Origin of the sequence: Bradyrhizobium sp. Gha (assembly GCF_900113735.1) — a bacterium.
GTDB lineage: Bacteria > Pseudomonadota > Alphaproteobacteria > Rhizobiales > Xanthobacteraceae > Bradyrhizobium.
Window position 1 is genome coordinate 1 of sequence record NZ_FOQM01000057.1, and the last position, 12,714, is coordinate 12,714.

General features: G+C 62.4%; 11 protein-coding genes and 2 pseudogenes. 5 read left to right on the forward strand and 8 right to left on the reverse strand.

From position 1 onward, the window contains the following. Positions 1-297, forward strand: a 297-nt coding sequence (locus tag BM222_RS37155) for an IS3 family transposase (protein WP_177243694.1), incomplete at its 5' end; no start/stop codon positions are given. Between the two features lie 85 nt (positions 298-382). Here BM222_RS37155 and BM222_RS37160 read toward each other — a convergent pair. Together BM222_RS37160 and BM222_RS37165 are read right to left on the reverse strand one after the other, a co-directional pair. After that, complete coding sequence (locus BM222_RS37160) at positions 383-1,735, reverse strand: malonyl-CoA decarboxylase (protein WP_092239614.1); 1,353 nt, start codon at positions 1,733-1,735, stop codon at positions 383-385. A 380-nt stretch (positions 1,736-2,115) separates the two neighbouring features. Next, a complete protein-coding gene (locus tag BM222_RS37165; protein ID WP_177243695.1) occupies positions 2,116-2,916 on the reverse strand; it encodes an AraC family transcriptional regulator in 801 nt (266 codons plus the stop codon). Positions 2,917-2,977: 61 nt separating this feature from the next. Here BM222_RS37165 and BM222_RS37170 point away from each other — a divergent pair. Then, a pseudogene (locus tag BM222_RS37170) lies at positions 2,978-4,134 on the forward strand (MFS transporter). Positions 4,135-4,144: 10 nt separating this feature from the next. Here the strand turns inward: BM222_RS37170 and cuyB are convergent. Together cuyB and BM222_RS37180 are read right to left on the reverse strand one after the other, a co-directional pair. Then, positions 4,145-4,861 carry a cysteate racemase gene (gene cuyB, locus BM222_RS37175; RefSeq protein ID WP_092239641.1) on the reverse strand — a complete coding sequence of 239 codons (717 nt, stop codon included), beginning with the start codon at positions 4,859-4,861 and terminating at the stop codon, positions 4,145-4,147. A gap of 79 nt (positions 4,862-4,940) precedes the next feature. Continuing rightward, positions 4,941-5,831: a LysR family transcriptional regulator gene (locus BM222_RS37180; protein WP_092239616.1), complete on the reverse strand. Its 891-nt coding sequence runs from the start codon at positions 5,829-5,831 to the stop codon at positions 4,941-4,943. Positions 5,832-6,000: 169 nt separating this feature from the next. Between BM222_RS37180 and BM222_RS42615 the strand changes: the two are divergent. Both BM222_RS42615 and BM222_RS37190 read left to right on the forward strand, forming a co-directional pair. Further along, a pseudogene (locus tag BM222_RS42615) lies at positions 6,001-6,306 on the forward strand (lyase family protein); the annotation flags it as partial. Between the two features lie 237 nt (positions 6,307-6,543). Next, complete coding sequence (locus BM222_RS37190; RefSeq protein ID WP_092239617.1) at positions 6,544-7,869, forward strand: dicarboxylate/amino acid:cation symporter; 1,326 nt, start codon at positions 6,544-6,546, stop codon at positions 7,867-7,869. A gap of 971 nt (positions 7,870-8,840) precedes the next feature. On the opposite strand, the gene BM222_RS37195 is transcribed toward BM222_RS37190, so the two are convergent. The 4 genes from BM222_RS37195 to BM222_RS37210 form a co-directional block, all read right to left on the reverse strand. After that, a complete protein-coding gene (locus BM222_RS37195; protein ID WP_092239618.1) occupies positions 8,841-9,284 on the reverse strand; it encodes a CBS domain-containing protein in 444 nt (147 codons plus the stop codon). Positions 9,285-9,588: 304 nt separating this feature from the next. Beyond that, a complete protein-coding gene (locus BM222_RS37200; protein ID WP_143106171.1) occupies positions 9,589-9,774 on the reverse strand; it encodes a hypothetical protein in 186 nt (61 codons plus the stop codon). Positions 9,775-10,055: 281 nt separating this feature from the next. Further along, entirely contained in the window at positions 10,056-11,030 is a 975-nt protein-coding gene (locus BM222_RS37205; protein WP_244547408.1) for an ABC transporter substrate-binding protein, read from the reverse strand. Positions 11,031-11,277: 247 nt separating this feature from the next. Then, positions 11,278-12,249: an ABC transporter substrate-binding protein gene (locus BM222_RS37210; RefSeq protein WP_177243696.1), complete on the reverse strand. Its 972-nt coding sequence runs from the start codon at positions 12,247-12,249 to the stop codon at positions 11,278-11,280. Positions 12,250-12,284: 35 nt separating this feature from the next. On the opposite strand from BM222_RS37210, the gene BM222_RS41585 reads away from it, so the two are divergent. Further along, a complete protein-coding gene (locus BM222_RS41585; RefSeq protein ID WP_177243697.1) occupies positions 12,285-12,461 on the forward strand; it encodes a hypothetical protein in 177 nt (58 codons plus the stop codon). Positions 12,462-12,714: the final 253 nt, after the last annotated feature.

A 12,714-nucleotide genomic window follows, 5' to 3' on the forward strand; every position in this document is an offset into this window, starting at 1 on the left:
CTGATCCATCACTCCGATCGCGGCACCCAATATGCTTCAACCGAATATCGCCAAGCGCTGCAAGCCGCCGGCTTCCTGCCTTCGATGAGCCGCAGAGCCGACTGCTACGACAATGCCCCTATGGAAAGCTTCTTCCACACGCTCAAGTCCGAACTGGTCCATCACCGCCAATATGCTACCCGCAATGAAGCAGAGCGCGACATCTTCACCTACATCGAGGGCTTCTACAATCATCACCGCAGACACTCGGCCATCGGCTATATCAGCCCGGTCGAGATGGAGCTAAAATCGGCTTGAACCCTGTCCACTTTTTCGGGGGAAGATCAAGTCTGGATTGCTTCGCTGCGCTCGCAGTGACGATGTGGCGAGGGCGCAGCGCGCGCTACGACAGCCGCATGTCCAGCAGCCTTCGTCCTTCGCCCCGTAGCAGCTTCTTCACGGCGCTCGACGCCACGACCTCGCCGTCATTGGCGTAGGCTTCGTGGTTCTTCTCGATGTCGTCGAGGCGGTAGAGGTAGTTCACCATCACGCCGGCGGATTCGCGCAGGCCCTTGGGCGAGAGGTCGCCGAGCCAGTTGATGCGCTCGAGCCGCGCGCCGTTGCCGAGGTGGAAGCGGGCGACGGAATCGATCAGGCGGCCTTTCGACGTCCGCGCCTTCAGGAAATAGTAGGCGGCGAGCGGCTCGATCACGGCGCGCAGCTGCGTCGTCGTCTCCGGATTCTCGTACCATTTGGGATCGTCGAGCCGCTTGAGGATCTCGCGGTCCTCGTCCGAGAGCGGCAGGTCCTTGTCCTGCTTCAGCCATGGCATGAAGCCCGGCACCGGCGACAGCGTCACGAAACTGTCGAGCTTGGGCAATTCGCGGCGCAGCTCCTCGACCACCTGCTTGATGAGGAAGCTGCCGAAGGAGATGCCGCCAAGGCCGCGTTGGGTGTTGGAGATCGAATAGAACACGGCGGTGCGCGCTTTCTCGATCGGAAGATACTGTCGATCGACGGCAAGCAACGGCGCGATCGCGCCGGGAATCGTCTCGGTCAGCGCGACCTCGACGAAGATCAGGGGTTCGTCGACCATCGCGGGATGGAAGAAGGCGTAGCAGCGGCGGTCGACCGGATCGATGCGACGGCGCAGATCGTCCCAGTCGCTGATTTCATGCACGGCTTCGTAGCGGATGATCTTTTCGAGGATGTTGGCCGGGGTCGACCAGTCAATCCGGCGCAGCACGAGAAACCCCCTGTTGAACCACGAAGAGAGAAGATGCGAGACGTCGCGATCGAGCGCGGCGAGGTGGGTGTGTCCGTTCATCATGCCGAGCAGATCGGCACGCATGGCGACGAGGTCGCCGGTACCGCCAGGCGCGCGGTTGAGACGCCGGATAAGCTCCTGCCGCCGCGGTTCCGAGGCGAAGTGCAGCGAGCTCGCATCCTCGTCATCAGGTTGGCTGCGCCACTTTTCGATCGCCTTCGACAGCCGCTCCCGATCGGGACCGAAATCGCGCAGCAGGCCTTCGAAGAAGGCGCGGCGTCCTGCCGCATCCAGCTGCCGGTAGATGTCGAGCACCTCGCGCGCCATGGCGGTGCCGGAGGCTTCGCCCCGGCCCGACAGCAGCGCACCGCAGAGCTCGATCAGCCCGTCGGCGTCCTGCCGGGTATCGGCGGAATTTCCCCGGCGCAGCAGCGTGCGGCCGCGCTCGGAGATCGTGGCGAGCAGGTCGGAGAAGAAGGCATTGGCCATCTGGGCTTTTCGAATCCGGGTTTGTGCGGTGCGGAAGCTTACATCGGATTTAGGCTGAAGCCGATCACAATCTAGCGGTCCAATGCGGCATCTTTAGTCGGACCGTGCATTTCCGAGAATGCCGCCATGCCCCGCTGGGGGCAGTTGCCTCACAACGTCATTGCGAGCGTAGCGAAGCAGTCAGAGTCCCTTGGCTGAGACCGTCTGGATTTGCTTCGTCGCAAGGGCTCCTCGCAATGACGAAGGAGAGGGCTGTGGGAGGTGCCCGCCACATCCTCCGTCATTGCGAGCGTAGCGAAGCAATCCAGACTGTTGCCGCGGGGGGACTCTGGATTCCTTCGATGCAAGAGCTTCTCGACGGAGGCGAGGGCGCGTTCGCCTCAATCCTTCCCTGCAAACTCCGTCGGCGTCCGCCCCGTCACCTGGCGGAACGCGGCCGAGAACGCCGGCACGCTGGAATAGCCGAGTTGCGTCGCGAGCTGTTTCACCGAGACATTCGCATCCGTCGATATAAGCTGGATCGCCGCGGCGATCCTTGCGCGTTGGCACCAGCTCTTGAAGCTGAGCTGCGTCTCGCTCGAGAACAGCCGCGACAGCGTGCGTGCGGAGGTGCCGACCTCGCGCGCGAGCGTGTCGATGTCATGCAGCCCGGTGGGATCGTCGAGCACGATCATCGCCGCGCGCCGGCAGCGCGGTTCGTGCGGCAGCGGCACGAAGGTCGCCGAATCCTCGGCCTGGTGCAATTCCAGCATCACCAGGCGCACCAGCAGCTCGGTGCGCTCCTCGGTGTTGCGCGCGTCGAACAAAGCGAGGATCGCCTGATTGAGCAGCGGCGACACCCGCACCACGAATTCTTTTGTCAGCCCCTCATAGCGCTGCTCGCGCTCGAGCCAGGCGAGGTCGAAATACAGCGTGCGCATCTCGATGTCGGCGAGCAGGTCGATGGCATGTTCGAGCCCGGCCGGCACCCAGACCGCGCGGTCCGGCGGCACCAGCCAGCGGCCGCCGGGCGTCGTCACCTGCATCGTGCCCTTTGCGGCATAGATCAGCTGCGACTCGCGGTGCATGTGCAGATCGATCCGCATGCCCTTCGGATAATCGCGCGCGACCAGGTGCACGCCCGCGGTGGAGCGATGATTACCCTGGACCTCCCGGAGGATTGGCGTTTCGACGACAGTCATTGGCAGCATTCCGTCATGCCCATGACATATAACTCATTTTCGGAGCAGGAGAGGATTCCGAATGAACAGCCCCGTCAGGGTCATCAGTTTCGTCTCGATCATTATGCGATGCTCATTTTCGCCGCTGCCGTCATCATCATGGGGCCGGCGCTCGGCATGGCCTATTCGGAGCTGCTTCCCTACGCAACCCCCGGTTTCGTCGCCTTCGGCGCCGGCTCGCTGCTGACGGGCTGGCTCGGGGACCGCTGGAGCCGCCGCCACATGATGCTGCTCTTCTTCGTCGGCATCGGCGCCGCCATGATCTCGGTCGGCTTCGTGCAGACGCCGGTGCAACTCGGCGCCGCATTGCTCGCGATCGGAATGTTCGCCTCGATCTATCACCCCGTCGGGACCGCGATGATCGTGTCCTATGCCGAGAGGCTCGGCCGCGAGATGGGCATCAACGGGGTCTGGGGCAATCTCGGCGTCGCCTCGTCGGCGCTGGTCACCGGTGTGATCGGGCAATATCTCGGCTGGCGCTTTGCTTTCATCGTCCCAGGCATCGTCACCATCCTGATCGGAATCGCCTTCGCGGTGCTGGTCGTGCATGAGGACCGCAAGGGCTCGAAGCAGGCTGCGGCGCAAGCGCGGGTGGCAAAACAGGACATGTGGCGTGTGGTGCTGTCGCTGCTGATCGTGGTGATCGCGATCTCCACCACGTTCAACGCGGTCACCGTCGCGCTGCCGAAGCTGTTCGCCGAACGGCTCGCGGACCTCACGAAAAGCCCGGCTGTCTTGGGCGTCATCGCGGCCTGCGTCTACGTGTTCGGCGCCATGACGCAATACACGATCGGCCGGCTGCTCGACCGCTACTCGCTGAGGGCGGTGGCGCTGCCGCTGTCCTTCATGCTGGCGCCGTTCTTGTATCTGGCCGCGAGCCTGAATGATGTTCTGCTGATCCTGGTGTCGATCGGCATCGTCATGGGCGCGTTCGGGCAGGTCACGGTCAACGACGCCATGGTCGGCAAATATACCAGCGAGGAATGGCGCTCGCGCGCCTACGCCGTGCGCTATTTCATCGGCTTCACCGCGGCGGGCGCATCTGTCGGCCTGGTTGCCTGGCTCTACGAGCAGGGCGGCTTCGTCACCATGCTGCACGCGTTTGCGGCGCTTTGCCTGCTGCCGATCGCGGCGGCGATCATCCTGCCGCGCGAGATCAGGACGCCGCACGCGGCGTGAGGACCATGCGCTAGGCGAACTGCCGCACCATCTCCTGCGGCGCGGCCAGCCATGATCTGACGCAGGCCTGCGCCAGCAGGTCGGTGGGATCAAGCAGGGCCGCGCCGATATCGCTATCGAGGGCAGCCAGTGCCAGCGGAATTTCAGTGCAGGCCATGGCGATGTGCGAACAGCCGCGGGCGGCGAGCGCCTCTGCCTCGCGGCCAAGGATGCCGGCCGCTTCCTCGTTAAGTCCTGCCTTGACCAGACGGATCGCGCGCATGACCTCAGTTTGCGCCTTCGCATCGGGCACCATGCAGGCATAGCCGCGTTCGGCAAGCCGCTGCTGGTAGATTCCGGCATGCACCGTGCCGTCGGTCGCAAGCAGGCCGATGGTCGGGTTGGTTACCTGCTGCGCAGCGAGCGCGTCGGCGACGGCGTCAACGATGTGGATGATCGGCACCGACGTCTTGGCCTGCAGCGCGCCGTGCCAATGGTGCGCCGTATTGCAGGGAATGGCGATGCGGGTCGCGCCCGACAGCTCGAGCCGGCGCAAGGCATTCAGCATGGCGGGAAACGGGTCACCGCCCTGTCCGAGAATGGCGGCGGTGCGATCCGGTACGTCGGTCGCCGAACACACCACCATCTGGATGTGATCCTGGTCGCAGGATGCGGGGGTGTTCCTGACGATCTTGCCCATGAAATCCACGGTCGCCATCGGGCCCATGCCGCCCAGAATGCCAAGCATCGAAGTCTCCTTGTTCGAGACATGGTGCATGGCCGCTTCCACCAAATCCAATGCCCGTTCAGAACGGCCTATGCCTCTTCTACATAGTTTTGGGGCTGGCCGCCTGCGCGGCGGTCCAAACCTTCTCCACGATCGGCCGGGTCCGCCGCGCGCTGCGATAGAGCCGGACTTCCAGGGGGATCTCGGGCCCGACAATGGTGAGGGTGCCCTCGTCCAGCTCCCGGGCGACCAGGCTGCGCGGCAGCCACGCCAGGCCATAGCCCTCCAGCGCCATGAATTTCAGCCCCTCCGCCATGGCGTTCTCGTTGGTATGCGTCACGTGCGCGGGCGGCGAGCCGGCCTGGGCCTGCGCGAAGGTGGCGACCCGCCCCAGGAAAGAGTTCGAGGCGTAGCTGAGCAGGGGAAGCGAAGCCGCATCGTCCGCCGCGGCCGCCAATGTTGCACTGCGCACGGCGACGAAACTGTCCATGCCGACGACGATATGCGGGTAGAGCTCGGGCTCCAACAGGATCGGCACATTGGCGTGGTGGAAGGTGAGCAGGAAGTCGTAGCTGCCTTCGACGACGGCCTGCAGGCAGCTGTGAAAATCGTCGGGCAGCAGCCGGCTGCCGATCGGCCCGACCTCCTTCTCGATGCTCCTGAACCAGCGCGGAAAGAAATGCAGCGACAAAGTGTGCAGGGCCGCGACCGAGACCATCTGCGTGCTCGGCCGTTTGCTGGCTTGAAGCGCGAAACGGCTCGCATGCAGCATGCGAACCGTTTCTTCCGCGGTCTCCAGGAATTCGCGGCCCTCGGCGGTCAGCGTGGTCGGATAGCTGCTGCGGTCGACGAGGGACACGCCGAGCCAAAGCTCCAGCGCCTGGATCCTGCGGCTGAACGCGGATTGCGTCACGTGCCGCTCATCGGCCGCGCGCGAGAAGCTGCGGGTGCGGGCGAGGCTGAGAAAATCTTCCAGCCATTTCAATTCCATCGTGCCTGCTCCGCTTAGCCCGCCCGCCGCAAGATGCCCTGACGTCCCGGGGAAATCTATGCAAATTCGGAATAGAACTTGCCGGCATAACATTGGACGGCGCTCCGTCCTCCGGCGCATGCATCCCCGCCAAAGTCTCCGACACCGGAGCCGATTTGCGGGAGAAAACATGCGGACGGAACATGATCTGCTTGGCGCGCGCGAGGTGCCGCTCGAGGCGTATTACGGCGTTCACACCGTGCGCGCCGTCGAGAACTTTCCGATCTCGGGCATCGCGATCTCGGCCTATCCCGAGCTGATTGGTGCGCTCGCCGCCATCAAGCAGGCGGCGGCGCTGTCCAATATGGAGCTCGGCCTCCTCGACCAGCGCCGCGGGCGGGCGATCGTGGCGGCCTGCGAGGAGTTGCGCGCCGGCCGCCTCCACGACCAGTTCGTCGTTGACGTCATCCAGGGCGGTGCCGGCACCTCGACCAATAAGAGCGGCTGCGCGAAGCGGGGCTGCTGCTTCGACGAGATCAATTTGCCGGCCGTCCGGGCCGGCTCCTCGATCATGCCCGACAAGCGGGAGCGCGGGCTGCTCACCGAAGCCGCGCTGGCGGCGATCCTGAAGCCCGAGATGCTGACGAGGCCGCAAAGTCCGGCCGCCGCGGACCGGGATGGCCGCCAGATCCAACCGTCGTGAACCAAAGCGTCCAAGGGAGGAAATAAGGAAATGACAGTGAACGCCGATAATTCGCCTGCGCGGTCCAACCGTCTGACCAATGCTCTCGTGGTCAGCCTGCTGCTCGGCATCCTGGCGGACTACGCCTGTCATGAGCTGGCGCCGACGCCGGAGATGGCGAAGACCATCGCCGGCTATTTCTCTGTGATCACCGACGTGTTCCTGCGCATGATCAAGATGATCATTGCGCCGCTCGTCTTCGCCACGATCGTGTCAGGCATCACCAGCCTCGGCTCCGAAGGCGGAGCGGTCGGCCGCATTGCCGCCAGGTCGATGGGCTGGTTCGTGTCGGCCTCGCTCGTCTCGCTCGGCCTCGGCATGATCTTCGCGAACCTGTTCGCGCCGGGGCACGGCTTGCGGCTGCCGCTTCCCAGTGCCGATGCCGCCAACACCTTGCAGACCGCCGGCTTCAATCTGAAGGACTTCATCACCCACGTCTTTCCGACCAGCATCGCCCAGGCCATGTCCGCGAACGAGATCCTGCAGATCCTGGTCTTCGCATTGTTCTTCGGGCTGGCGCTGAGCAGGCTGAAGACGAGCCATGCCGGGACCATCGCGGCATCGATCGACGAGCTGGTCCAAATCATGCTGCAGATCACCAGCTTCGTGATGAAGTTCGCGCCGCTCGGCGTGTTCGCGGCGATTGCGGCCGTCATCACCACGCAGGGGCTCGGTGTGCTCCTGACCTACGGCAAGTTCATCGCCACCTTCTATTTCAGCCTGGCGGTGCTCTGGACCGTCCTTGTGCTCGCCGGTCTGCTGGCGCTGGACCGGCCTGTCCTTCATCTCATCGGCTTGCTGCGCCAGCCGATGCTGCTGGCCTTCTCGACGGCGAGCAGCGAGGCTGCCTATCCCAAGATGATCGAGCAATTGACCAAGTTCGGTGTCAGCGAGCGCATCTCCGGCTTCGTGCTGCCGCTGGGCTATTCTTTCAACCTCGACGGCTCGATGATGTACCAGGCCTTTGCGGCCTTGTTCATCGCCCAGGCCTACGGCATCGAGCTGAGCTTCACGCAACAGCTCGTCATGCTGCTGGTGATGATGGTCACCAGCAAGGGCATCGCCGGCGTGCCGCGCGCCGGGCTCGTGGTCGTTGCCGCGACGCTACCGATGTTCAACCTGCCGGTGGGCGGCATGCTTCTGATCATGGGCATCGACCAGTTCCTCGACATGGGGCGGACCATGACCAACGTCATCGGCAACGGCATCGCAACGGCTGCCGTGGCGAAGTGGGAAGACAAGCGAGGTCTGGTCAAAGAAGTATCCTCAGAGACGGCAGTGCCGGCCGGCGCTGTGGCGGGTGCGGCGGGCGGATGAGGCTCGTGCCACCTGCACGCGGAAGGAAGCGCAGGATGACCCGACTGCTTGTACTGCCCATCGGCCGTCAGCAGCTTCGAGCCACAAGCGGGCGCCAGCGAGTGGTGGCTCCTCACCAATGATCATGCCCCATATGGATTGCCGATCTGGATTGCTGTGATACAACCATTAGCTGTCGGAAGCGAATTTCCGTCTATTTCTGGAGGTATCTATGCGATCGTCATTTGGCTTCGCCGTGCCGTCCATCGTCTTTACTTTGTCGACTGTTTTGCTGTGCAGCACGTCCGGCACGGCAATGTCGCAACCCACACCAAATTCTACACTTCCCGCCGTATCGGTCGAAGCGCCGAAGGCAAGGACAAATGTGGTGCCGACGCAGAGAGCAACGACCGTGACGGCCCATCACCGCCAACGGGCGACGGGCTCGTCGACGGCTCAAGGTGAAGGGTCGGTATTCGGGCCGAATACGGTCCTGGGGAAGATTTCCAGGCTGGAGAGATCTGCAAGCAGCTGTAACGGTGGCTGCGAAGTCAGTTACCGAGTCGGCAACGCCCCCTGGGTTGGATGCAGTCAGAGTGGCGAACGCGATATCGGCCCATTCTCGACAACGTGCCGGGACACGCTGAACTACAATACTTACGCGCAGTGCATCGAAACCAAGACTTTGCTCGGCGCGACCTCCAAGGAGTCACGATGGCTTTGCAGCAGTCTGCAGGCCGGAGGCAAGTTGCCCGGCGAAAGGCAAGTCGCCGAAGGCCGCCGCTAGTCCAGGGCATCTACATCAGAGAGGCAGGATCGCATGGCTCGAAGGTTTCGAGCCATGCTGAATGTCCGCTTCGGGTCCACAAGCGGCGGCCGGCGCGAGCGCGCTCAGCTGACCTCGGCAGCTCGACCGCCCGAAGTCAGTTCATTGCTTGGAAGCGGACATTCGGGCCGCGTCACCGAGAGTCGCTGTCGGGTGCGTGCGTCTGTCAGCCCCCGGGGCCGTCCTTCATGATGTAGCCCATCAGGTCGTCCACGTTGTGCTCCAAATCCCGGATGATGTTCTTGACAACGTCTCCGATCGAGATCACGCCCACGACCTTGCCCCCGTCCAGCACTGGCAGATGGCGAAACCTGCGCTGAGCCATCATTGCCATGCAGCCCTCCAGTGGATCGTCCGGCTTGACCGTCACCGGGTTGCGCGTCATCACTTGGCCCACCGCCGTCTGCTTCGCATCGAGCCCGGGCAGCAGCACTTTGATCGCGCAGTCGCCCTGGGTCACGATGCCGACAAGCACGTCGTCGTCGATGACCAGCACCGACCGGACGCGGTCGTCGCGCATCTTGCGCAAAGCTTCGATGACCATGTCGCCGGAACGAACGTGGATCAGGGCGCCAGTCTTCTGGGCCAGAGCGTTCTTTACGGTGCTCATCGGTCTCCTCTCGTGGGCCCGGCCTTGGGCCGCATGGAAGAATAGTCGAAATATCACGTCTCGTCAGCACCGCGCCGATGTCGCCGGGGCGAAGCCTGCAACTGATCCCGACGGCGGGTTTTCGCCTCGGCTGGCAGGGGGCTCATGAGAGAGGCCGTCAACTGAGGCGGGGCGGCCTCTTCAGCAGTCTCAAGGCAATCGGCGGTCTGCCGACGGCACCAGCATTGCATTCAAGACGTTGGTCCGAGGGAGTCCTTGCATGCTCAAGGCTCAAGGGCCTTGCCCGCAAGGTACCACTACGCGCTCAAGCCGGAATGGGAGTAAAGGGTGAGTCGTAGCCGACGTTGCTGTGGAAGAGCCCGGTGGTCTGAATATTGATGCCATCGTCGAGGAGGACGGTCGGTTCCTTGTAGCCAGGGTTGAAATGCACTTCCTTGAGATCGCCGCCGCTGACGAGATCGAGTTCCGAATTGTTCAGTTCGTAAGCCATGTCGCTCTCCTGATTGTTCGGGAAGGACCATCCCATCCCAATTGTATTCGTAGGAATACAGAATGCTTTTCTTCGTCACTGTGACGGCCCGCACACATTAAAGCAGGGGCAAGAAAGCAGCGGCAAGCGCGTGTCCTCATGTCTCAAATGAGTCCAACTGCGAAGACTTCAGGTTGAGCAAATCTGGTCCGCTCTGGCGCGATGAGCGGACCTCCGGCAGACGCGGCGCAACTTCGCAGATGGGCCACAACCGGAGTCATGCACCGTAGCATAGCGCATGGCTATTCGATCACCTCATCGGCGCGTGCAACCAATGCGACGGGTGGCTCTAACCCGAGAGCCTCGGTAGTTTTTAGGTTTATGAAGAGTTCGACCCGTGTCGAGAGTTGTACAGCGAGATTGGCCGGTCTCTCGCCGTTGAGGATTCGCCCGGCGTAGATGCCCGCACGATAATAGGAATCGCTAATGTCGCCGCCATAGCTCATTGCGCCGCCAGCTACCACAAAGTCTCGATATTGATAGATAGCCGGAAGCTTGTATTCGAGGGACTTCGCGCCCAACGCCGTCGCGCGGCTCGTAAACAGCGGGTCAGTACCGATCACCAATCCAGCGACAGAACCAGTAGCATTCTTGAATGTCGCGTTGATCTCCTCGTCGGTGCTCGCGTGAAACGTCGTCAGCCTGATGCCCAAAGCTCCGGCTGCCGCCTTTACTCCGCTCTCAACTGATGGTGTCAGGGGATTAGCCGGATTCGTCAGCAGCCCAAGCGAATTGCTGCCCGGTAAAAGCTCGTGCAACAGTTCTAAACGTTTCGGCGCTGTATCGACGTTGATATGTGCCGCGCCCGTGATATTTCCGCCTGGGCGATTGAGGCTGGTCACCAGCCCGGTGCTGACAGGGTCACCGCCAACTGCAAACACGATGGGAATGGTTGTAGTCGCCGACTTTGCGGCCAGCGCCGACGGTGTCGCAGCCGCCAAGATCACATTAACTCGTTGCTCAGTTAGCTGGGCGGCCAGTCCAGGCAGCCGATCATAGTGATCGTCTGCCCATGCGTATTCGAACCCGACATTCTTTCCTTCGAGATAGCCCGATTCGCTCAGCCCTTTTCGAAAGGCAGCTATCATCGGACCATAGTCTCCAGCCGTTGAGCTTCCTAAGATACCGATAACCGGGGACTGCTGTGCCTGCGCATCCAACTGCGACAAGGTGGCGGCGCTCGATACTACAAGCCCAATGAACTCCCGCCGCCGCATGTATGCCTCTTCTGAGGACCACGAGGATTAGCGAGATTAGCACCTTGCGGCGGGAATAAGGAACCCTGGCAAGCGCATTCTCGCCTGGCCAAGTGCATGGCGGCATGTGTGAACGCGGGAAGTTCGCCTTGGGTAACAAGCGCCGGTCCACCCCTCACTGCCGACGTGACGGACCGCAGTGGGGTTCGGTCGGTAGGAGCCACAGGAAGATCGTTCGCCTATTGCAAGTCTAGCGCTGCGGGCCACGTCATTCGACGACTTCGTCGGCTCGGGCGAGTATCGTGGGCGGAATTACAAGCCCGAGTGCTTTTGCGGTTTTGACGTTCACAGCAAGCGTGAACAGGGTTGGTCGTTCGAACGGAAGATCGCCCGCATTTGCCCCATGCAAAATCTTGTCGAGTAGCGAGGCTTGACGCTCGCCAACTTCGGCGAGATCCGGACCATAGGAGAGAAGTCCGCCGTCGCGAACAATAAAGTCGCCCTCATACATGAAAGGAATTCGGTGTGCTGCCGCGAACTGGATGACGCGCTCGCGATTTGATCCGGTAAGACCGTCCACGACCATAAAACCCGCATCTGGCGGGTCGCGCTCCATATTGGAGAAGGCAATATCGAAGTCATGCGGTTCGCGTACCGGTAAGGACCGCACCGTCAAATCCAAGGAACTGGCCGATGCAGCCGAGAGCTGATAGCGCTGGCCCATAGCGCGGTCCTCCCCGTTCCAAAGCAATGTGACCTTGCGCATGGAAGGCGCCATTTCTTTGAGAAGTGAAAGACGCTTCGGCGCTAACTCGCCAGCAAGGTCGGAAATTCCAGTAATGTTTCCTCCCGGATGACGAAAACTATCGACGAGACCAAGCGCGACCACGTCTCCTGCGCCCGAGGCTATGGCTGGGACGGATGCTCCCTTACAGGCTGCTACTGCCGGGAAGCCGGAGGTCAAGATCGCCTCGACGCGTTCGGCTACAAGTTCACTCACAAGCGAAGGCAAACGCGAGAGTTCCTGATTCGCGGCGCGCCGCTCAAACAGGATCGTGCTTCCTTCAATCCATCCAAGGCGCTTGAGGCCGCTTATAACCGGACCGGAAGTTGGGGAATCGTCGGTAATTGGCGCGCCCGCGGAAAGGTAGCCAACTCTTCTCACCTTTCCCTGTGTGGATGCTGAGCCTGGGAAAAGGAACAACGTGGCGGCAGCGCCTAAGAACTCGCGTCGCTTCATCGCGCTTCTCCACTGTGACTTGGCCCAATGGTCCGATGTCCATTTTGCAGAAAACGGAATTCGAGAAGGCAGGTTCCCAACCTGCCCGCTCGCGCCGCCACTTTGGCCGCGCGGGCTCACGCGCCGAGGCGCTGCGCAGCAGATTTGGCGACTTGAACGAGGCGGCGTTGGGCTTCGTCCGCAGGCTCCAGGCGCTCCAGTCGGCGGCGTAAAAATCTTCGCCGAGCCGCGCCTGCGGCCCCTCGGTGCCCAGCGCAATCGCATATTGGAGCGATTCCCCTGTGGCCATCCTTCGAGACGCCCGCCGTTTGGCGGGTCCTCAAAGATGAGGACCGAGTGCGCGGCCGACATCTCGACGAGCACCGGTGCCGCTTAGCCTCATCCTGAGGAGACCGCGAAGCGGTCGTCTCGAAGGACGAGGCGCGCGCTGTGCTCGCGCAAAATGCCATAAGCGATACTCTCCCC